Here is a 21,782-nt window from a genome sequence, read left to right as displayed (position 1 = left end):
TCAGGATCGTTCGGTCGGATTGCCCCGTCGCGGGGGCCATCGCATCAGGATTTGATGTACGGCTTGCCGTCGGCCGCCGGTGCCCGCGAGCGGCCGACGAACCCGGCAACCGCGAAGATCGTGACGACGTACGGCAGCATGAGCATGAACTCGCTCGGCACCGGCGATCCGATCACCGAGAGCGTGTTCTGCAGGTTCGAGGCGAAGCCGAACAGCAGTGCCGCAAGTGTCGCCTTGATCGGGTCCCACTGCCCGAAGATCACCGCCGCGAGGGCGATGAAGCCCGCGCCCGCGGTCATCTCCTTATTGAAGGCGATGCCGGAGCCGATCGTGTAGAACGTGCCGCCGAGACCGGCGATCGCACCGGCGAGCGCCACGTTCCAGAAGCGCGTGCGGTTGACGTTGATGCCGACGGTGTCGGCGGCCTGCGGGTGCTCGCCCACGGCGCGGACCCGAAGACCCCACCGCGTGTAGAACAGACCGAAGAACACGAGCGCGACGGCGATGTACATGAGGTAGACGATGACCGTCTGCCGGAAGAACACCGGACCGATGATCGGGATTTCGCTGAGCAGCGGGATCGGGAACCGGTCGAACCGGGGCGGAGTGTTCAGCGTCGCGGCGTTCGGCGCGAGCACCTGCGAGAAGAAGAAGCTCGTGAGGCCCGTGACGAGCACGTTCAGCACGACACCGACGATGATCTGGTCGACGAAGTACTTGATGGAGAACACCGCGAGCACCATGCCGACGAGCATGCCCGCCACCATCGCCGCGATGAGCCCGAGCCACGGCTGACCCGTGACCGAGGCGACGACGGCCGCCGTGAAGGCGCCCGCCAGCAGCTGGCCCTCGATCGCGATGTTCACGACACCGGCCCGCTCGCCGATCACGCCGGCCAGGGAGCCGAAGATGAGCGGAACCGCGAGGCTCAGCGACCCGAACAGGAGGCCGATCATCGGCAGCGAAGAGCCGGCCCCCGCCCAGGTGAGGAACCCGAACATGAAGAGCACGGCGAACACGACCACGAGCCACAGGGGGATGCGACGCTTCGACCGCACGCGCAGCACCGAGTACAGCGTCGCGACGGCGAGGAGCGCCACCACCGCCCACAGCGCCTGCTCGGCCGGGACGACGAGGTCGGGCACCTGAATGACGTCGGACGCCGTCGACCAGCGGTAGGTCGTGTCGCCGGAACGCGGAGCGAACACCGCGAGCGCCAACGCGATGAGCGTGAAGATGCCGAAGGCGATGGGCGCCTTCCAGCTGGTCACGACGGTCGTGTCGAGTGAGATCGCCCCGGGCGATGCCTGGGGTCGTTCGGCAATCGTGGTCACTTCGCCACCTCCTTCGCGGCCTTGCGTCGTTTCGGCTGCTTGCTCGGGTCGGGCAGGCCGAAGATGGTGCGAACGAGCGGCGGTGCCGCGATGAAGAGCACGATGAGCGACTGCACGACGAGCACGATCTCGATCGGCACGCCCTCGGCGGCCTGCATCGAGAAGCCGCCCGCCTTGAATGCCCCGAACAGGATGCCGGCCGCGAAGGTGCCCCACGGCGTCGAGCGACCGAGCAGGGCCACCGTGATCGCGTCGAAGCCGATGCCCGCGTCGATGCCGGCGGTGAATCCCGTCGTCACGGTGCCGAGCACCTGGTTGACTCCGGCGAGGCCGAGCAGGGCGCCGCTGATGAGCATCGCGTAGACGTACATGCCCTTGACGTTGATGCCGGCGACCCGTGCGGCGTTGGGGTTGATGCCGACCGCGCGGAACTTGAATCCGAGGCTCGAGCGGTTGAGGATCCACCAGACGAGCACGGTCGCGGCGACCGCGATGACGAACCCGAGGTGCAGGTTGTACCCGGGTGCCAACCAGTCGAGCAGCCCGGGGAAGGTCGCGTTCTCCTTCATGGCCGGGGTCTTGGGGTTCGACGACCCGGGCGCCTGCAGCAGGCCGGGCGTGCGCAGCATCCACGAGACGAGGTAGAACGCGACGTAGTTCAGCATGATCGTGACGATCACCTCGTGCGCGCCGGTGCGCGCCTTCAGCACGCCCGCGATGGCCGCCCAGAGGGCGCCGCCCACGAGGCCGCCCACGAGGGCGACGAGCATGTGCAGCCCCCAGGGCAGGTCGACGGCGAAGCCGATCCAGCCGGCGATGGATGCCGCGATGAGCATCTGGCCGCGGCCGCCGATGTTGAACATGCCGACGCGGAACGCGAGCGCCACGCCGAGGCCGCCCGCGATGAGCGGGGTGGCGAAGGTCAGCGTCTCGGTGAGCGGCCGGATGCCGGCGGCGAAGGTGTCGCGCCGGAAGTTGTAGATCGAGCCCTGGAAGAGCGCCGAGTACGCGCCGGCAACCGAGTCCCAGACCGCGAAGAGCATGTCGCCGGGCCGCGCGAAGAAGTACCCGGCCGTCTCCTGCACGCGCTCGTCGGTGAAGGCGATCATGATCGCGCCGACGAGGAGTGCGAGCACGACCGAGAGCACTGAGATGAGCGCGTTGCCCGTCGCGATCTGGCGGAGCATCGTGTGCCACTTCGACGGCGGCGGAACGTCGTCGTCGGGCGCCTTCGACGCAGCACTCGCCGACGGGACGGGCTCGGGAGCGATCGCGCCGGGTTCGACGATCGCCACGTCGGGATCGAGGTCGCCGCCGGCGGAGGCGTCGCCCCGCGGCTCGGTGGGGTCGCTCATGCGGCGGCTCCTTCTGCAGGGGTTTCCCCGGCCATCATGAGGCCGAGAACGTCACGGGGCGTGTCGCCGGGCACGATGCCGACGATCCTGCCGCGGTACATCACCATGATGCGGTCGGCGAGCGCCGCGACCTCGTCGAGCTCGGTGGAGACCACGACGACCGGCACGCCGGAGTCGCGTGCCGCGACGATGCGCTTGTGGATGAACTCGATCGAGCCCACGTCGACGCCGCGCGTCGGCTGGGCGGCGACGAGCAGGCGCAGTTCGCGGCTCAGCTCGCGCGCGAGCACGACCTTCTGCTGGTTGCCGCCGGAGAGGTTCTGCACGTACTCGTCGATGCCCTGAGTGCGGATGTCGAACTCATCGACCATCTTGCGTGCGAAGTCGGCGAGCACACCGCGCTGCACGTTGCCGAAGCGCACGAACGGCGGTGCTTCGCTGCGGTCGAGCATGAGGTTCTCGGCGATCGTGAACTCGCCCACGAGTCCGTCTTCATTGCGGTCTTCGGGCACGAAGCCGACGCCCGACTCGAGTACGGTGCGCACGCGTTCGCCGACGAGCTCTTTCCCGTCGAGCATGATCGAACCCTGCACGTGGTGCTGGAGGCCGAGGAGCGCTTCGGTGAGTTCGGTCTGGCCGTTGCCCTGCACACCGGCGACGGCGAGGATCTCGCCCCGGCGCACGGTGAAGCTGACGTCGTTGACGACGAGCTGGCCGATCGGGTCGACGACCGTGAGGTGCTCGACGACGAGCGCGTCGTCGCCGATCGTCGGCTCTTCCTTCTGCACGGTGAGCTCGACGGCCCGGCCGACCATGAGCGAGGCGAGTTCGGCGTTGGACGCCGTGGGCTCCGCTTCGCCGACGACCTTGCCGAGCCGGATGACGGTGATGCGGTCGGCGACCTCGCGCACCTCCCGCAGCTTGTGGGTGATGAAGACGATCGACGTGCCCGATTCCTTGAGCTGGCGCATCATGCCCATCAGCTCGTCGGTCTCCTGCGGCGTGAGCACCGCGGTCGGCTCGTCGAACACGAGCACGCGGGCGTCGCGCGAGAGCGCCTTGATGATCTCGACGCGCTGCTGCACGCCGACGGGGAGGTCTTCGACCAGGGCGTCGGGGTCGACGTGGAACCCGAATCGGGACGAGATCTCGGCGACCTTCGCACGGGCCGCGGCGAGGTCGAGCCGGCCGAGGGCCTTCGTCGACTCGTTGCCGAGCATGACGTTCTCGGCGACCGTGAAGACGGGGATCAGCATGAAGTGCTGGTGCACCATGCCGATGCCAGCGGCCATGGCATCGCCAGGGCCTGCGAAGTGCTGCACCTCGTCGTCGAGGAGCACCTCGCCGTCGTCGGCCTGATAGAGACCGTAGAGCACGTTCATGAGCGTCGACTTGCCTGCACCGTTCTCGCCGAGCAGGGCGTGGATCTCTCCGGCCTCCACGGTGAGGTCGATGTGGTCGTTGGCGACCAAGCTGCCGAATCGCTTCGTGATGCCGCGAAGTTCGAGCTTCATGTCCCCGATCCTAGTGATTGGCTGCATCCGTTGGTGATGCCGCGCGAAAGTTGAGAGCACCGGATGCTCCGTGCTCAGATGTTGCACGATGAGCGCTGACGCGCACCGTGACGCGGAACGGGGAGGCCGGCGTGCGCCGACCTCCCCGAGCCGTGTGGTTCGCCTATTCGGCGAGGTAGGACGTGACCTCGACGTCGCCCGCGATGATCGCTTCCTTCAGCGCGTCGAGCTCGCCCTGGAGCTCGGCCGGGATCTTCGACTCGAAGTCGTGGAACGGCGCGATGCCCACGCCGTCGTTCTCGAGCGTGCCGACGAACGGGGTGTTGTCGAACTCGTCGTTGCCGGCTGCGAGCACTGCCTCTTCGACACCCACGGCGATGCCCTTGAGGATCGACGTGAGGATGAGGTCGGCGACCGACGGGTCGGTCTCGGTGAGGTCGGCGTCGACGCCGAGCATGGCGATCTCACGACCGGAGTCGCGGATGGCCGCAGCGGCCGACTGGTAGATCGGGCCGCCGACGGGCAGGAGCACGTCGACGTTCTGGTCGATGAGGCTCTGTGCGGTCTGGCGTGCGGTGTCGTTGGCCTCGAAGCCGCCGGTGAAGAGACCGTCGGTGCCGTCCCAGCCGAGGACCTGCACGTTGGTGCCCTTCTCGGTGTTGTGGTAGTCGACGCCCTGCTTGAAGCCGTCCATGAAGATCGAGACGGTCGGGAAGTTCATGCCGCCGAAGGTGCCGACGACGCCGGTCTTCGTGTACGCCGCCGAGGCGTAGCCCGCGAGGAACGCCGCCTGCGCCGTGTCGAAGATGATCGGCTTGATGTTCTCCGAGTCGGTCGTGCCGTCGAAGTCGTTGTCGACCACGTCGTCGATCGAGACGTACTCGATGTCGGGGTTGGCCGCAGCGGACTCACCGGCGGCGGCGGCGAGCGCGAAGCCGACGGTGACGATCAGGTCGCAGCCCTGGTCGACCAGGTTGGTCAGGTTGGGGGCGTAGTCGGTCTCGGCATCGGACTGGACCGTGATCGGCTTGACGCCGAGTTCTTCGGAGGCAGCCTCGAGCCCCTCGAAGCCGGACTGGTTGAACGACTTGTCGTCGAAGCCGCCCGCGTCGGAGACCATGCAGGGAAGGAAGTCGCTGGCGGTTCCCCCGTCGCCGTTGTCGGTCTCTTCAGGAGCCGCTGCGCAACCGGCGAGCAGCACGGCTGCACCGAGCATCGCGAGGCCGCTGAACGCGGCCTTCTTGGTCGTGACCTTCACTGTGTCCTCCAAAGACTGTCGCCCCGACCGTTCCGAGGCTCGTGCAGTCACGTTACCGAATGTTGCGCCGACCGAGCGGTCCGGTCGATCCAATGGTTATCAAGACGCGATGTTGTGCTCATATGAGCAGAACCTGTGCCCCACAACCGGGGGGATCAGAACCCGCTCGGCGACTCCACGACGATCTCGCCGGCGATGATCGCCTGGCGCAGCCCCTCGATCTCCCCGTCGAGCCCGGGCGTCACGAGGGCCGCGAGGTCGTGATACGGCGCGATCTCGACTCCGCCGTTCTCGAGCGTGCCCACGAACGGCTCGTTCGTGAAGGTGTCGTCGAGCACTGCGCCGACGATCTCGACCATCGCGTCCTGCGTGTTCTTCAGCACGCTCGTGAGGATCACGGGGCGGTATTGCGCGGCGAGCGACTCGTAGCCGTCACTGTCGACCCAGATGATCGACACGCCGCCGCGTTCGAGCGCGGCGGAAGCCGCACCCTCCCCCACCTGCCCTGCGACCGGCAGCACGACGTCGGCACCCTGGTCGATGAAGCTCTCGGTCAGGGTCTTGCCCTTGTTGACGTCTTCGAAGTCGCCCGTGAACGCGCCGTCTTGGGCAGCCTTGTCCCAGCCGAGCACGCGCACCTGCGTGCCGTGCACCTCGTTGTACTTCGCGACGCCGTCGACGAAGCCGTCCATGAAGAGGGTCACCGGCGGCTGGTTGCCGCCGCCGAAGGTCGCGACGACGCCGGTCTTGGAGACGCCGGCCGCGAGGTAACCGGCCAGGTAGGAGGCCTGCGCGGTGTCGAAGACGACGGGCTTGACGTTGTCGGCCTCGACCGTCTCGTCGACGATCGCGAACGCGAGCTCGGGGTTCTTGCCGGCCTGGTCGAGCGTGGACTCCGCGAGCTCCCAGCCGACGGTCACGATGAGTTCGCAGCCCGACTCGACGGCCTGCGCGACGTTCGGGGCGAGGTCGGTCTCACCCGTCGAGACGATCGCCTCGGCTTCGACGTCGTACTCGTCTTCGGCCTGCTGCAGCCCCTCCCAGCTCGCCTGGTTGAACGAGCGATCCTCGAGGCCGCCCGAATTCGTCACCATGCGCACGCACGACTCGCTCGCTTCGTCGCCGCCGCCAGATTCGGGCGCGGGAGCGCAGGCGACGAGCGCGACGGATGCCGCGGCCAGCGCGGCCGCGACGGAGACGCCTCGGCGTATGCGACGACCTGCACCTCGGCGGAGCGAACCTCGACCCTGAGACATCCGATACCCCTTCTCCTGTGCCCTACAGCACGTCGTTCGATCCGCCGAGCCGAAGGGCGTCGACGACGGCCTTGACCCGCTGGGCGTGCTCGCTCGTGGTGACGAGCAGCGCGTCGGGCGTGTCGACGACGACGATGTCGTGCACGCCGATCAGGCTGATGACCCGCTTCGACCGACTGACGACGATGCCGCTCGACGCGTCGGAGAGCACGCGGGCGTTCTCGCCGAGGATCGCGAGCTCGCCCGAGCGGCCCGCGGTGTTGAGCTTGGCGAGCGAGGCGAAGTCGCCCACGTCGTCCCAGGCGAAGTGACCGCGGATGACGGCGAGGCGACCGGCCGCGGCAGCCGGCTCGGCGACCGAGTAGTCGATGGCGATCTTCTCGAGGCGCGGCCAGATGCGGTCGACCGCCGGGCCGCGCGTCGCGGGGTCGTCCCATGCCTCGGCCAGCTCGATCAGGCCCGCGTGGAGCTCGGGCTTGTTCGTGGCGATCTCGGCGAGCAGCGCGTCGGCGCGGGCGATGAACATGCCGGCGTTCCAGAGGTGCTTGCCGCCCGCGAGGTAGCGCTTGGCCGTCGCGAGGTCGGGCTTCTCGACGAAGCTCGCGACCGACTCGGCGTGCGCGGCACCCTCGACGTCGAGCGGGGCGCCGCACTCGATGTAGCCGAAGCCGACGGCGGGCTCGGTCGGAGTGATGCCGATCGTCGCGATGTAGCCAGCCCGCGCCGCCGCGACGGCGTCGGCGACCGCTGCGCGGAAGAGCCCGCTCCCCGAGATCACGTGGTCGGCGGCGAAGGAGCCGATGATCACGCCCGGCTCGCGGCGTTCGAGAATCGCGGCTGCGAGGCCGATCGCGGCCGTCGAGTCGCGCGGCTCGCTCTCGAGCACGACGTTGTGGTCGGCGAGCCCAGGCAACTGGGCCTCGACGGCGGCGCGGTGGGCTCGGCCGGTGACGACCATGATGCGCTCGTCGCCCGAGAGCGGCGCGAGCCGGTCCCACGTGTCCTTCAGGAGCGTCTGGCCGGATCCCGTCAGGTCGTGCAGGAACTTGGGCGCGTCGGCACGGGAGAGCGGCCACAGCCGCGAGCCCACGCCGCCGGCGGGGATGACGCTGTAGAAGCCGTCGATCGGGGATTCGTCCATCCGCACAGCTTAACGCGAGCGACCGGCGACGACACGGGCTCCGGATGCCGCGGCATCCGATATCTCGACGTCGAGAGAGTTAGGCCGCCCTAAGCGGCGGGCGAAGCAGCCCGGGTCTACACTCGAATCGGGCCGTGTGCCCGTCATGCCCCGGCATCTTCGGGGCGCGTCACACAGTCGGCGAGGGTAGTTCATGCCGGCGATGTATTCCGCCAGGGAGGGTTGTTCATGCCAGAGACTTCGGCAGGAACCCTGACCGCACCCGCGAAGCCTGCGAAACAGAAGCCTGGTGGCACGCTGTACCGCGGCCGTGAGGGAATGTGGTCATGGGTGCTGCACCGCATCACGGGTGTGGCGATCTTCTTCTTCCTCCTCGTGCACATCCTCGACACGGCGCTCGTGCGAGTCAGCCCTGAGGCGTACAACGCCGTCATCGGCACCTACCAGACGCCCATCATGGGCCTCGGGGAGGTCGCCCTGGTCGGCGCGATCGTGTTCCACGCGTTCAACGGACTGCGCATCATCCTCGTGGACTTCTGGGCCTGGGCAACGCGCCACCAGAAGCTCCTCTTCTGGATCGTCATCGCCCTCTGGGTCGTGACGATGCTCGCGTTCACGCCGCGCCACCTCATCAACGTCTTCAGTCACTAGGGAGCCGCGGACTTATGACTGCCATGGAATTCTCGGCACGCCCGCCCCGTCGCGGCCTCAACCTCGAGAAGTGGGGCTGGATCTACATGCGCGCCTCGGGCGTCGTGCTGATCGTGCTCATCTTCGGACACCTCTTCGTGAACCTGTTGGTCGGCGAAGGCGTCAAGGCCATCGATTTCGGCTTCGTCGGCGGCAAGTGGGCCGACCCGTTCTGGCAGTGGTGGGACGTGCTGATGCTCTGGCTCGCCCTCATCCACGGCGCCAACGGCATGCGCACGATCGTCAACGACTACACGAGCCCGGGCCTCGTGCAGAAGGTGCTGAAGGGCGCCCTCTTCGCCGCCGCCGCCGTGCTCATCATCCTCGGCACGCTCGTCGTCTTCACCTTCGAGCCCTGCCCCGTCGGCGCACCCGCCGACCTGCTTCCCTCGTTCTGCGCCGCTTAGGAGATCCGTGAACACCCAGAGCGCCGACGCCGAGACCACGGTCATCGACGGCGTCCACTACCACCAGTTCGACATCGTCATCGTGGGCGCCGGCGGCGCCGGCATGCGTGCGGCGATCGAGGCCGGCCCCGGCGCGAAGACCGCGGTCATCTCGAAGCTCTACCCGACGCGCTCCCACACGGGTGCGGCGCAGGGCGGCATGGCCGCGGCGCTTGCGAACGTCGAGGAGGACAGCTGGGAGTGGCACACCTTCGACACCGTCAAGGGCGGCGACTACCTCGTCGACCAGGACGCGGCGGAGATCCTCGCGAAAGAGGCGATCGACGCGGTCATCGACCTCGAGAACATGGGCCTGCCGTTCAACCGCACGCCAGAGGGCAAGATCGACCAGCGGCGCTTCGGCGGCCACACCCGCGACCACGGCAAGGCGCCCGTTCGCCGTGCCTGCTACGCCGCCGACCGCACGGGCCACATGATCCTGCAGACGCTGTTCCAGAACTGCGTGCGCCTCGGCATCAACTTCTTCAACGAGTACTACGTGCTCGACCTCGTCATGACCGAGGTCGACGGCGTCCAGAAGCCGTCGGGCGTCGTCGCCTACGACCTCGCCTCGGGCGAGCTGCACGTCTTCCAGGCCAAGGCCGTGATCTTCGCGACCGGCGGCTTCGGCAAGATCTACAAGACGACCTCGAACGCGCACACGCTCACGGGCGACGGCGTCGGCATCATCTGGCGCAAGGGCCTGCCGTTGGAAGACATGGAGTTCTTCCAGTTCCACCCGACCGGTCTCGCCGGCCTCGGCATCCTCCTCACCGAGGGTGCACGCGGTGAGGGCGCGATCCTGCGCAACGCTTCGGGCGAGCGCTTCATGGAGCGCTACGCGCCGACCATCAAAGACCTGGCACCGCGCGACATCGTCGCCCGCTGCATGGTGCAGGAGGTCGCGGAGGGCCGCGGCGCCGGCCCCCACAAGGACTACGTGCTGCTCGACTGCACTCACCTCGGCGCAGAAGTGCTCGAGACGAAGCTGCCCGACATCACCGAGTTCGCGCGCACCTACCTCGGCGTCGACCCCGTGTTCGAGCCCGTGCCCGTCATGCCGACCGCGCACTACGCGATGGGCGGCATCCCGACGAACGTCGCGGCAGAGGTGCTCTCCGACAACGACACCGTCGTACCGGGCCTTTACGCCGCGGGCGAGTGCGCCTGCGTCTCGGTGCACGGCTCGAACCGCCTCGGCACGAACTCCCTCCTCGACATCAACGTGTTCGGCAAGCGGGCAGGCCGCAACGCGGTCGAGTACGTGAAGACCGTCGACTTCACTCCCCTGCCCTCCGACCCGGCCGCGGACGTGCGCGGCATGCTGGAGCAGCTCCGCGACTCCGACGGCACCGAGCGCATCGCCGCGATCCGCAAGGAACTGCAGGACGAGATGGACAAGAACGCCCAGGTGTTCCGCACCGACGAGTCGCTCGAGCACGTGACGAAGGTCATCGCGGGCCTCCGCGACCGATACCGCAACGTCGCCGTGCACGACAAGGGCAAGCGCTTCAACACCGACCTGCTCGAGGCCGTCGAGCTCGGCTTCCTCCTCGACCTCGCCGAGGTCGTCGTCTTCTCGGCCCGCAACCGCAAGGAGAGCCGCGGCGGCCACATGCGCGACGACTTCCCGAACCGCGACGACGAGAACTACATGCAGCACACGATGGCCTACCTTTCGGGTGACGCGCACTCCTCGCTCGCCGACGACCACATCCGGCTCGACTGGAAACCGGTCACGATCACCCGTTACCAGCCGATGGAGAGGAAGTACTGACGTGAGCACCACGACGCTCGAGCAGCCGCCCGCCGCTGAGGCGGCCATCCAGTCCTTCACCGTCACGTTCCTGATCCGCCGCTTCGACCCCGATGTCGACACCGAGCCGCGCTGGCAGGACTTCGACGTCGAGATGTACGCGACCGACCGCGTGCTCGACGCCCTGCATAAGATCAAGTGGGAGCAGGACGGCTCGCTCACGTTCCGCCGCTCCTGCGCACACGGCATCTGCGGCTCCGATGCGATGCGCATCAACGGCCGCAACCGCCTGGCCTGCAAGACGCTCATCAAGGACCTCGACATCTCCAAGCCCATCTACGTGGAGGCCATCAAGGGCCTGCCGCTCGAGAAGGACCTGATCGTCGACATGGAGCCGTTCTTCGCGAGCTTCCGCGAAGTGCAGCCGTTCCTGATCGCCGGCTCTGCCCCCGTCGCGGGCAAGGAGCGGGTGCAGTCGGTCGCCGAGCGCGCCATCTTCGACGACACCACGAAGTGCATCCTCTGCGCGGCGTGCACCTCGTCGTGCCCCGTCTTCTGGACCGACGGCCAGTACTTCGGCCCGGCGGCGATCGTGAACGCCCACCGCTTCATCTTCGACTCGCGCGACGAGGGCTCGCAGACGCGCCTCGACATCCTCAACGACAAAGAGGGCGTGTGGCGTTGCCGCACGACCTTCAACTGCACCGAGGCCTGCCCCCGCGGCATCGAGGTCACGAAGGCCATCGCCGAGGTCAAGCAGGCGATCATGCGCGGCAAGCCGTAGAGGCAGCAACACTGCAGGTCGAGCCTGTCGGATCCCGCTGAAGCGCGGCATCCGGCAGGCTCTTCCGTTGTCGGCGTGGTTCGGGCACGAGAGAGGGCCGGGTCTTCGACCCGGCCCTTCCCGTTCGCGGTGGCAGAGCCGCTACTCGGCGGGCTCCCCCGCACGGCGACGACGAATCATCATCGCGGCGATCAGGAGCGCACCGGCGACGAGCAAGCCGCCCGCACCCCACAGGAGTGGTGCTCCCGCGAACCCGGTCGAGGCGATCGCACCGGCCTGCGGGATCTTGACGGTGACCGTCGAGTCGTCGCAGATGACCGGCAGCTCGGGGTCGATGGCCGAGAGCGCCGCGACATCCTGCGGTGCCTCCTGAGGAACCGGCGGTGCCGCCAGGTCGTTCCAGCAGACCTCGCCCGTGTTGTCGATGCTCGACTTCTTCGAGGCCGGGTTCAGCGTCACGCTCAGGACCACATCGGGGGCATCGGGCTCGGTGCCGCCGATCATGCCGTTCAGCACGCAGTGGAGCGTACCGCCGTAGCCGGCCGAATCCTTGCCGGTGACCTCGCAGTCATCCCAGCGCGGGAAGGCGGGAGCGGGATCGGTCGTGATCGCGGTGACCTTGAGGTCGCCGGGGATCTCGTCGAACAGCTCCATGGCCTCGATCGCGCCGAGCCCCGAGTTGGTGACCGACAGCGTGTAGTCGAACGAGCTGCCGGGCTTCGCCTCGGTCACGCTCGAGGTCTTCTCGATCGCGACGCTCGGATCACGGACGACCTCGCAGGCCGGTGTGGCCTGCGGGTAGACCGCGAGCACCGACTGGCTCGGGTTGACCTCGAAGGTGACGGTCATCGGGTTGAACTGGTCGGCGAACGCGTAGCTCTCGAGCTTCGAGTCCTTCACCATGTTCTCCCACATGTCGACGATGCCGTTCTCGCCGACGACGTCGCCCTCTTCGATCAGGCGCCAGCCGGGCCATCCGATCGAGACGCCCTCGTCGTTGACCACGCCGTACGGCCACAGGGTGCGACCGTTCCGCTCCTCCCAGGGGACCTCCATGACGATCGGAGTCGCGTCTGGGTAGACGCTCGCGTCCGGTGTCCACGTGATCGTGATCGGCCCGGGCTCGACGTGCTCGGACACTGCGACGTTGTGATAGAGGTACGGCACGTCGGCCACGCAGCGCGTGTAGGCCGACGGGTCGAGCGCCTTCGTGGGCACGTCGACGTCGTCGCAGTCGTTGCCGGGCACCAGGTCGGGCACGGCCGCCGCCACGGCCAGCTCGGCCGTGTCGGGTGCGGGGATCGCGACGCACGCCTCGTTGTGGATGTCGTCGAGGTCGATCACCGGCAGCACGGGCGGCGGGTCGTTCGGCCCGACGGGCGGCACGGGCGGCAGCGGCGCGGGCACGGCGACCTGCACCGGGATGGTGATGGTGGTCACCGCGCCGGACGGGTACGAACCCGAGTAGCTGGCCGAGAACGCGTTGTCGGTGTCGGCCGAGTTCTGCGTCCAGGTGCCGGGCTGCGCCGGGTCGGCCGCGGGGCTGAACGTCGCCGCCCCCGTGACCACGAGGTCATCGGGAAGGAGATCGGTCACCTCGAGGCCCGGCACGTCGAGGGTGCCGTTGTTCGTCACGGTGAGCTCGTACTCGAAGGCGTCGCCCGCTTCGACGGCGGTCACGCCGTCGGGCAGCAGGTACGTCTTCTCGATGCCCACGTCGATCGAATCGGCGACGTTCTTCAACGTGCAGTCGGCGACCCCTCCGGGTTGCACCTGCGCGTGCGTCACCGCAGCCCCGCCGCAGAGCCATGCCTCCGCCGAGTAGTAGTCGGCGAACTCGTGCTCCTCTTGCGCGGTCTTCAGCTTCTCACCGAGCAGGTAGGAACCGATCGGGACGACCAGTTCGATTCCGCCTCCGCTCAGGTACTGCACGAGGGTCGCTGCCGAGGCACCCGTGAGGTCCCAGTCGGTCGCGGCGAGCAGTTGCCCGGGCGTGAAGCCGAGGTCGAGCAGCGCCGTGTTGTCGACGGTCTTCGTGAGCCTCAGCTTGCCGACGGGAATGTCGGTGCAGCCTTCGAGCGGCGTCGTGACGGTGCCGTTCACCATCTCGGCGGTGTTGAGGAAGCCGCCGCCCTGCTCCGTGGCCTCGCACTGCACGAGGTCGATCGACTCGATCGAGGCGACGTTCGCACGAACGGTGATGGTCCAGACGTGGGTGTCACCCGCCGTGATCGGATGCGCCGTCGCGAGCGTCGTCGCATCCTCGCCGTTCCAACCGGCGACCGGGCCGCCGTCGGGGTTCACGGCCGTGGCCTCCTCGATGGTCACGCCATCGGGGAACGCGAGAGTGTCGGCGAGGTCGTAGAGCAGGTCGTGGTCGCCGACCGTGCCGACGGTGATGTCGTAGGTCACCTCCCAGTCGCCGAGGCCGAGGTTCGTCGCAGGGTGCGCGAACTTGACCGCGGTCGTGCGGCCGGGCTCGTCGCACGCCTCGGCGTCGGTCGGAAGCCCGTCGACGGTCAGCGTCGCGGAGTTCGCGAATCCGCCCTGCTCGCCCGGCACGCAGCCGGTCGAACCGTCGCCCTCGTTCTCGCCCACGTCCCAGACCGCGTCGCCCGTCACGGTGGCGTGCACCGTCACGAGGTACTCGTGGCTGCCGGTGGCGGCGCTGAGCACGACGTCGTTCGCGAGTTCCTCGATCGGCTGGGCCGTCGGGTCCTCCCAAGCATCGCCCGAGCCGCCGGGACCGGTCCAGGAGGCCTCGTCGATCTCGATACCCTCGCCGAAACCGGCGAGGGAGTCGACCAGGTCGTAGGTGACGGGCGAGACGTTGCTCTCGTTCGTCACGGTGACGGTGTAGTCGATCGTCCAGGTGCCGTCGTCCTCCTGCACGACGCCGGCGACCTCCTTTTCGAACAGGTAGGTGGCGGGCTCGGCGGTGTTGACGATCGTGCAGGTCACGTCGTCGCCCGGGTCGAGCGTCGCCGTGTCACCGGTGAGCACGCCGGCCACGTCGCAGCTCCAGGCGCCGGCCTCGAACTCGTCGGCACCCTCGAAGTCGCTCGCGAGCTCTTCAAGCAGGTAGTCGACGTTCGACTCGACCGATCCGGTCGCCGTTCCGGCTCCGGTAACGATCGCGGGCTCGCCGTCTGCGGTCGCAGAGACGGTCCACAGCGTGGGCGGGAAGGCCTCCTCCACCGAGTCGGGGGCGACATCCTTCACAAGGGTGAGCGTCGGCGCGAGGTCGGTGTTCACGATCTCGCACTCCACGATCGCGCCGAGCTCGTTCACAGTGAGGGTCGCGCTCGTCGCGCCTGCGGCGGTCACGAGGGTGAAGGCGTCCTCCCCCTGATCGGAGCTGCAGCTCCAGGTCGCGGCGACGTCGTACTCGACGCCGTCCTCCCAGACTGTCGACACCTCGTTGAGCAGGTAGCCGACGCCCAGCTCGACCGCGCCGCTCGCGGCGCCGTCGCCCTGGAAGGTCTCGGTGTCGTCGCCGATGTTGGTGCCCGAGAGCGTCCAGTCGGATGCCGCGGCGTCGCCGCCGTGCTGGTTGTCGACGATCTTCGTGAGGTTCACCGTCTGCTCGCAGTCGACCTCGTTCGTGATGAGGTACGTGTTGACGGTGGCATCGAGCGTGTACTCGCCGGTGCCGTTGTCGACCGCGTCCACGATCTCGCAGTTCTCGGGCACGGTCACGTCGGTCTCACCGATCGCGACCTCGTCGCCGAGTGTGTACGGGCCAGTCTCCGCAGCCCAGTCCACGTCTTCGCCGTCGAGCTGTGCCTGGGCGCTGAACCCGTCGGGCAGCTCGTCGCTGTCCCACGCGATCGGTTCGCCGCCGTCGATCACCCACACCTTGTCGAGGATGACGACGACCGGAACGTCGACGCAGTCCTCGTCGGTCCAGGTACCGCCAGAGGTGACCGCGGCGCCGTTCAGGAGTCCCTTGCCGTCGTCGCCGTCGCAGAGCAGCGCCGGCGAGCCCTCGACGTCGTCGACGGTGAACGAGACCGTCACGGTGAAGGTGTGCGTGGCACCTCCGTCGAGCGTCTCGTCCTCGACGACCACGTCGGTCGCCGGGCTCTCGCCGCTCCATGCGGGGTTCACCGTGACATCCGTGCTCTCGACGGTGCGGTCGGTGATCGTGACGCCCTCTGCGAAGTCGGGTGCGTCCGAGAGGTCGTAGACGAGCGCCTGGCTCGCGCTGAGGTTCTCGACGGTGATCTCGTACGAGACCTCCCAGTGGTCGTCGACCTTCACTGCCTCGGACCCGATGGCGGTCTTCGAGATCTCGGGCTCGGCCGGCAGTCCGCACCCGTTGTCGGACTGCTGGGCTCCGTCGCTCGTGAGCGTCGCCCTGTTCAGGAATCCGACGTTGGGCTCCTCGTCGCTCGGGTCGCAGGTGTTGGTCGTCGGGTCGGCGAACGCGACTTCGTCGACGGTCGCAGTGACGGTGACGGTGTAGTGGTGCACAGCGTCGATTCCGATCACCTGAGGCGTGCCGACGATCGTCTCGGTCGGGTTCGCCGCGGGGTCGTCCCAGTCTCCGGATTCCCCTTCGCCCGACCACTCCGCCGTGAGCACGTCGACCGAGGGGCCGAAGTGCAGCGTGTCGTCGAGCGTGTACGTCGAGATGAAGTCCGGGTTGCCGGTCACCGTCACGTCGTACTCGATCGTCCAGACGCCGTCGCCGTTCTGGGTGACGGTCGGGTCGCCCTTGTCGACGGTGGGCCGGCCGGCCTCTTCAACAGGGACGCAGTCATCGGACGTGTCGACGATCTCGCCGCTCGTCAGCTGCACCTCGTTGAAGAAGCCGACACCCGACTGCCCGTCGGCGCAGAGCCGCTGGTTCTCGGGCAGCCCCGCCGGCACAGCCGCGTTGAGCGTGATGCGGTAGACGTGCGTCTCACCGACCGCGATGGACACATCGGCGACCACCGGAATGCTCGCCGGAACGGGCGTCACGTCGGTCGCGATGGCACCGGGCGTCGGGGAGACCTCTTCGACGGTGTACGAGTTCAGCGTCACCGCACCGGGGAAGCCGGGCAGGTCGTCGAGCGAGTAGTGGCTCGACCGCGCACCCGGGGCCGTGTTCGACACGGTCAGCAGGTAGCTCACGTTCCACGTGGCATCCGGCTGCTGCACGGCGGTCGCGCCGCTCTTCAGCACGTCGGGGGCGCTGGGGGCGTCGCAGGCCGTCTCGGTCTCGGTGGCACCGCCGACGGTGAGGGCTGCGGCGTTGTTGAACGCCCCGTCTCCGTCGTCTTGCGGGCACGCCGTCTGCGCCGGCGTGAGCGTGGGCCCGTCGACCGCGATGCCCGCCACGGTGATGATCCAGATCTCGGATGCCCCGCCCGCGAGGTAGGCGTCGGTGACGAGTTCACCCGTGCCGGCCCAGCCTGCGGCCGCCGGGGCCCCGTTGCGCGTCACCGCGTAGGTGGCTGCTGCGAGGTCGATGCCCGCCCCGAACTGGAGTTCGTCGGCGAGCGAGTAGGCGCCACCCGCTGCTCCCGTGTTCTCCACGTCGATCTGGTATTGGATCGTCCAGAATCCGTCGGCGTTCTGGTTGACTGAACCCGGCACGACGGTCTTGTCGTGCACGATGACCGGCGGGTCGACCGTCACGCAGCCGGTGTCGTCGTCGCTCTGGTTGCCCGAGATGAGCGTGGCGACGTTGTTCAGGCCACCGTCGCTCGGGCAGCGGAAGCCACCCTGATCGGCGCCGATCTCGACGACCACCTGCACCTGGTACACGTGCTGATCGACTCCTGCCGTGCCCGGCAGGGTGATGTCGTCGGCGAGGAGGGTGTTCGGGGCAGTGCCCGTCCATCCGGCGACCGTGACGACCGGTGCGGAGACGACCGCCGCGGAGCCGGCGGCGGTGACGCCGCTGGGCAGGTCGAGCTCGTCCTCGAGGTCGTAGACGACGGCCGTCGTCGCCGACGGGTTCGTCACGGTGATCGTGTAGGGCAGCGTCCAGGTGCCGTCGCCGTTGTCGACGGCGGTGCCGCCCGTCTTCGCGATGCTCGGCTTCACGGGCAGCGCGCAGTCGGATGCCTCGTACGATGCCTGCCCGACGAGCATCGTCGCGGTGTTGAGGAAGCCGACGGTGCCGGGCTCCTCATTGTCGCAAGCAGCGTGTGTGGTGCCGGTGAAGTCTGCATCGGCGTCGACGGTCGCGACGACCGTCACTCGCCAGGTGTGCGCGGTGCCGGCAGCGAGCACCGGTTCACCGTCGAACGGTTGCACGGCGTCGAACGCAACGGTCCAGGGGTTCGTCGGGCCGGCGGGCTGCAGTTGGTAGCTCGCACTGCCCACGGTCACCTCGGTCCCGAACTCCAGCTGGTCGGAGAGCACGTAGTCGAGCGACTGGAAGGCGCTCGGGTTCGTGACCACGATGTCGTAGGCGATGGTCCACGAGCCGTCGGCGTTCGGCGTGGGCACGGCCGCCGTCTTCGTGATCGACGGGCTGAACGGCTTCAGCGTGTTCGTGACGGCGCACTCGACCTCGTCGCCGGCGCCGAGCGCTGCGATGTTCGGGCCGGCGACGTTCGCGCCGCCGTTGAGCGAGCAGAGCCACGTTCCGTCGGCGAACTGTTCGGCGTTCGGGAGATCGGTGGTCTCGGTGAGACTGAGCGCGACTCCGGCCGGCACGTCCACGAATCCGGTGGTGCCTCCGGCACCGCTCGCGACGACCGTGTCGTCGTCGTCGCGAGTGGCGCTGAGCACCCACTCCTCGGCGGGGGCGACGTCATCGGTCACGAGCTTCGTGAGCTTCAGCTTCGGGGCGATCGGGTCGTTGAAGACGACGCAGGTGCCTTGTCCGACTGCGGGCAGTGTGATCTGGTCGGTCTCGACGAACGGGCCGTTCGGCGTGGTTCGGCACATGATCGACGTCTGGGTCCAGCCTGCAGGGCCGCCGGTCTCCGAGATCGTGTACGACTGTCCGGGGCGAACGAGGACCGTCTCACCGGAGGTGGCCTCCACGGCGCCGAGCCCGACGGGAGCCGGCGCGTTCGGGGTGGCGACCAGAGTCCAGTCGCTCGGGTCCGCATCGATGTCGAGCTCGTTGTCGACGTTCTTGATGAGGGTGAGCGATGCCGTCTGGTTGACCGCGGTGCACTGCACTCGGAAGCCGAGTGGCACCGTCACGCCGCCGTTCAGGCCGTCGGCGAACCCGGGCACGACGACACCCTGGGCATTCACCTGCACGCAGTCCCAACTGCCGGTTGACGGCGGCACGGGTTCGGCGTTCAGCCCGAGCGTCTGCACATAACGCGGGTCGCCGGCCTCGGTGAGCGGGTATCGTACGTTCGCCGTCACCGGGGCGGTCGCACCGGGGCTTCCGGTCGCGCCGCTCGGGCCGGCGAGCGCGCCGCCCGGAGCCACGGCATCGAGGTTCCAGGAGGTCGCGGCGACTCCGCCGTTCGCCACCGTCTTCTTGAGCGTCAGTTGTGTGTCACAGGTGACGGTGTTCGTGATGGTGTAACTGTTGTCACCGGATTGGAGCGTCGGGCTGAACGGCAGGGCGCCGTTCGCCGGCACCTGGCCGTTCGCGAGAGTGACCTTCCGGTCGGTGATGGTGCAGAGGTCGCGCGAGCCGATACCGGTGGTCTCGTTGAGCGTGACGACGGTGTTCGCCGGACGGGGGCCCTGAGCGTTCACCCATGGGGCGTTGGCACCATCGACCGTCAACTGCGCGGTGAGTCCGCTCGGCTGGTTGCCGTGTTGGTACGTGGTGCCGTTGACCACCCAGACCTTGTTGACGCTGAAGTTCGACTGAGGCAACGGCGGCCGGTTCCAGACGTTGCAGGTGACGGCTTGCGTCGAAGCCACCGGGATCGAGAAGCCGTCGGCCTCGTTGGACACCGTGATGGCGTTGCCAGTGGCCTGATCGGTGCAGACCGCGTTCTTACCGCCCGTCTGCACGATGCTGTGGCCCTGCGGGTCTTCGGTGACCTTCACCGTGCCGCTCGTCGTGCCGCCTGCGAACGTGAGGGGCAGGTTGACGGCACCGGTACCGGCAGCCGTCGTGCCCTCCTGGGTGGGCGGGGTGATGCCGGGGGTCATCGGCTCCGCCGTGAACTCCCAGCCACCGGCCGGTGTCTGACCGGTCTTCTGCTCGCCGGTGCTCGTGTTGGAGACGACCTGCTTGACGACCGAGATCGATCCCTGGCAGGCGCCGAGTGCGAGGTCGCGGAGGATCTGGCCGGCCTGGTCGTAGCTCGACGACTGGAAGTAGTCGGAGTTCACCTGGTTGCCCGAGATGGCGATGAGGTTGTCAGGCGAGCCGCCGACGCCGCTGCCGACGCCGAAGGCGATGACCCGCGTGCCGAGCGCCTTCACCGCGTTCGCCGAGAACACGCCGTTCTCGACCTCGCGGAAGCGGGTCCGGTTGCCCGGGCCCTCGTCGTTCGCGTACACGGTCGGGTTGCCGTCGGTGAGCACGAGGGCGATGTCGTACTCCGTGCCGCTCGACGCGACCTGCGAGATGCCGCGATCCCAGTTGGTCGCCTCGGTCGGCGTCGTGAAGGTGTCGATGTGGTTGCGCACGATGTTCGCGCCGGCCACTGTCGACACCGGCGTGATGCCGAGGTTTCCGCCGGCGGTCGCGGGGGCGACGTTGTTGAAGGTGAAGATGCCGACCTGCGAGGGCGTGCCCTGCAGCGCGGTGACGAAGCCCTTGGCCGCGTTCTTCAGGTCGGTGAAGTTCGGAGCCACGGAGCCCGAGAGGTCGATGACGAGCGCGATGCGCACACCGCACATCTGAGCCTGCGGCGGGTTGGCCAGCGAATTCTGCCAGATGCCGCCCGAGGCGTTGTTCGAGGTGTTGCCGGTCGCGATCATGAAGTCGCTGAGCGAACTCAGCGTCTCGCCGGCGTCGACATCCGCGATACGGAATCGGTACGGCGCGGACCCGGGGGTCTCGCCGACAGCGAGCGAGTCGTTCGCGAACCAGCCGGCGGGAACTCCGGGCGTCGCCTGGGCGACCCAGAAGTTCGAGTTGTTGGCGTTCGGCACGTTGAAGCTGCAGACACCGGCGGCACTCGACACGCAGGTGGCCCACGGCTGGTTGATCACCGAGCCGAAGCTGCCGTTGTTGTCGGTGTAGAGCTGGAGGGTCACTCCCCCGAGACCGCTGACGCTCGAGATGCCGGTGCGAGTTCCGCCGACCTGCACGTTGATGGTGGCCGGTCCGCTGTACGTGTGGGTGAACGTGCACTCGGCCCACTTGCCGGCGTTGCCTCCATACGTGACGGTGCGGTTGGCTTCGTTGTAGGTCGGATCCCCGCCACCGCTTCCGCCGCTGTCGCACTGGAAGTCGGTCAACGTGTAGTTCGCAGGGCTCGCGTCCGCGTAGAGCGTGTAGGTCGTGGAGCGAGGCACCGGGCGCGTGTCGCCGGAATCGAAGTTGTAGTTGTTGCTGGTCACGGACTGGACCGCGCGGAGGTCCCAGTCGTCGGGCGTTGCCGAGCCGCCGTTGACGACGTTGTTGATCGTGAGATCCCCGCAGTTGCTCGTACAGTCCGGAGTGTCGGCTGCCAGCGCCATCGGCAAAGCGTCCATCGGCGTGGTGAGGTCCTGGGCCGGCGGCGCCTGGGCGGGCGGGTCGGCCGGCGCCTCCGTGGCGGGCTCTTCAGTCGGAGCCTCGGAGGGCTCGTCACTCGCGGGTGCTTCACTCGCGGGTGCCTCACTCGCCGGCGCCTCGCTCACGGGCGCTTCGCTCGCGGGCGCTTCGCTCGTCGTGTCGTCGCTCGATGTCGCCTCCTGCGTCTCGCTCGTCGTCGCGGCATCCGATGCCGGTTCGGTCGTCTGCTCCGCGAACGCCGTCATCGGCAGCCCGATCGCCAGCAGCGCGCCGACCGAGAGCGAAGCGATGAGCGCGGTGGCTCGGCGCTTCCTCGTCTCCACTCGCTGTCGGCGCGACCGGCGGGGGCGAGTGTCGTCGTGGGAAGTGTTGCCGAACCAGCTGTTCATGATCGCCTTCTTGTGCTCGGGTGTGAGAACGCAGAACGAGACTGTTGCGCAGTCGGGGCGAGTCAATCAGAGAAAATGGGGGACATGAAAGAGGAGAGCTGGCACCAGTCCGGGGGACACTGAGCTCGGTGAATAGGGGCTTGATCAGGGAGTTTCACTTTCATGTCACCCGAAAGCGGGGTACGCGAGATTTGCTCACACTCCCCCCAATGGGGGACACGCAAGAAGCGGACCAGGCCTGAGACCTGGTCCGCTTCTCGTCTGCGC

Annotated in this window: 12 protein-coding genes; 5 read left to right on the top strand and 7 right to left on the bottom strand. The window is 68.2% G+C overall.

What is annotated here, in order from left to right:
- Positions 1 to 44: 44 nt before the first annotated feature.
- The 6 genes from VPH61_RS15600 to VPH61_RS15575 all read right to left on the bottom strand — a co-directional run bounded on the left by VPH61_RS15600 (position 45) and on the right by VPH61_RS15575 (position 7,858).
- Positions 45 to 1,334, bottom strand: coding sequence for an ABC transporter permease (locus tag VPH61_RS15600; protein ID WP_332064433.1), 1,290 nt, complete (start codon positions 1,332 to 1,334; stop codon positions 45 to 47).
- A complete protein-coding gene (locus VPH61_RS15595) occupies positions 1,331 to 2,689 on the bottom strand; it encodes an ABC transporter permease (RefSeq protein ID WP_332064432.1) in 1,359 nt (452 codons plus the stop codon). The genes VPH61_RS15600 and VPH61_RS15595 overlap by 4 nt, the downstream gene beginning before the upstream one ends.
- A complete protein-coding gene (locus VPH61_RS15590; protein ID WP_332064431.1) occupies positions 2,686 to 4,203 on the bottom strand; it encodes an ABC transporter ATP-binding protein in 1,518 nt (505 codons plus the stop codon). Before VPH61_RS15590 ends, VPH61_RS15595 begins: the two co-directional genes overlap by 4 nt.
- Before the next feature lie 163 nt (positions 4,204 to 4,366).
- Positions 4,367 to 5,461, bottom strand: a complete 1,095-nt coding sequence (locus VPH61_RS15585; RefSeq protein ID WP_332064430.1) for a BMP family lipoprotein — start codon at positions 5,459 to 5,461, stop codon at positions 4,367 to 4,369.
- Positions 5,462 to 5,616: 155 nt separating this feature from the next.
- The gene (locus tag VPH61_RS15580; RefSeq protein WP_332064429.1) at positions 5,617 to 6,717 is read right to left on the bottom strand and encodes a BMP family lipoprotein; all 1,101 of its coding nucleotides are present in this window, start codon (positions 6,715 to 6,717) and stop codon (positions 5,617 to 5,619) included.
- A 22-nt stretch (positions 6,718 to 6,739) separates the two neighbouring features.
- Positions 6,740 to 7,858 (bottom strand): mannose-1-phosphate guanylyltransferase, encoded by a 1,119-nt coding sequence (locus VPH61_RS15575; RefSeq protein WP_332064428.1) that lies wholly within the window; start codon positions 7,856 to 7,858, stop codon positions 6,740 to 6,742.
- A 228-nt stretch (positions 7,859 to 8,086) separates the two neighbouring features.
- Here VPH61_RS15575 and sdhC point away from each other — a divergent pair, with 228 nt between their 5' ends.
- The 4 genes from sdhC to VPH61_RS15555 are packed head-to-tail and all read left to right on the top strand — an operon-like array spanning position 8,087 to position 11,534.
- A complete protein-coding gene (sdhC, locus tag VPH61_RS15570) occupies positions 8,087 to 8,509 on the top strand; it encodes a succinate dehydrogenase, cytochrome b556 subunit (protein WP_115957294.1) in 423 nt (140 codons plus the stop codon).
- Positions 8,510 to 8,523: 14 nt separating this feature from the next.
- Positions 8,524 to 8,955: a succinate dehydrogenase hydrophobic membrane anchor subunit gene (locus VPH61_RS15565; protein WP_332064427.1), complete on the top strand. Its 432-nt coding sequence runs from the start codon at positions 8,524 to 8,526 to the stop codon at positions 8,953 to 8,955.
- A gap of 7 nt (positions 8,956 to 8,962) precedes the next feature.
- On the top strand, positions 8,963 to 10,771 hold the full coding sequence (gene sdhA, locus VPH61_RS15560; RefSeq protein WP_332064426.1) for a succinate dehydrogenase flavoprotein subunit: 1,809 nt from the start codon (positions 8,963 to 8,965) through the stop codon (positions 10,769 to 10,771).
- A 1-nt stretch (position 10,772) separates the two neighbouring features.
- Positions 10,773 to 11,534, top strand: coding sequence for a succinate dehydrogenase iron-sulfur subunit (locus VPH61_RS15555; RefSeq protein ID WP_332064425.1), 762 nt, complete (start codon positions 10,773 to 10,775; stop codon positions 11,532 to 11,534).
- 141 nt (positions 11,535 to 11,675) lie between these two features.
- On the opposite strand, the gene VPH61_RS15550 is transcribed toward VPH61_RS15555, so the two are convergent.
- Positions 11,676 to 21,089: a hypothetical protein gene (locus VPH61_RS15550; RefSeq protein WP_442879119.1), complete on the bottom strand. Its 9,414-nt coding sequence runs from the start codon at positions 21,087 to 21,089 to the stop codon at positions 11,676 to 11,678.
- Here VPH61_RS15550 and VPH61_RS18870 point away from each other — a divergent pair.
- On the top strand, positions 21,037 to 21,603 hold the full coding sequence (locus VPH61_RS18870; protein WP_442879118.1) for a pentapeptide repeat-containing protein: 567 nt from the start codon (positions 21,037 to 21,039) through the stop codon (positions 21,601 to 21,603). The two genes, VPH61_RS15550 and VPH61_RS18870, sit on opposite strands and share 53 nt — an antisense overlap.
- Positions 21,604 to 21,782: the final 179 nt, after the last annotated feature.

This window comes from Agromyces sp. CCNWLW203 (genome assembly GCF_036576125.1).
Lineage (GTDB): Bacteria > Actinomycetota > Actinomycetes > Actinomycetales > Microbacteriaceae > Agromyces.
This window is presented reverse-complemented; position numbering and strand designations above follow the sequence as displayed.

Coding starts and splice junctions, on each gene's coding strand:
- VPH61_RS15595 (WP_332064432.1), bottom strand. CDS start 2,689: ATGAGCGACCCCACCGAGCCGCGGGGCGACGCCTCCGCCGGCGGCGAC.
- VPH61_RS15590 (WP_332064431.1), bottom strand. CDS start 4,203: ATGAAGCTCGAACTTCGCGGCATCACGAAGCGATTCGGCAGCTTGGTC.
- VPH61_RS15580 (WP_332064429.1), bottom strand. CDS start 6,717: ATGTCTCAGGGTCGAGGTTCGCTCCGCCGAGGTGCAGGTCGTCGCATA.
- VPH61_RS15575 (WP_332064428.1), bottom strand. CDS start 7,858: ATGGACGAATCCCCGATCGACGGCTTCTACAGCGTCATCCCCGCCGGC.
- sdhC (WP_115957294.1), top strand. CDS start 8,087: ATGCCAGAGACTTCGGCAGGAACCCTGACCGCACCCGCGAAGCCTGCG.
- VPH61_RS15565 (WP_332064427.1), top strand. CDS start 8,524: ATGACTGCCATGGAATTCTCGGCACGCCCGCCCCGTCGCGGCCTCAAC.
- VPH61_RS15550 (WP_442879119.1), bottom strand. CDS start 21,089: ATGGCGCTGGCAGCCGACACTCCGGACTGTACGAGCAACTGCGGGGAT.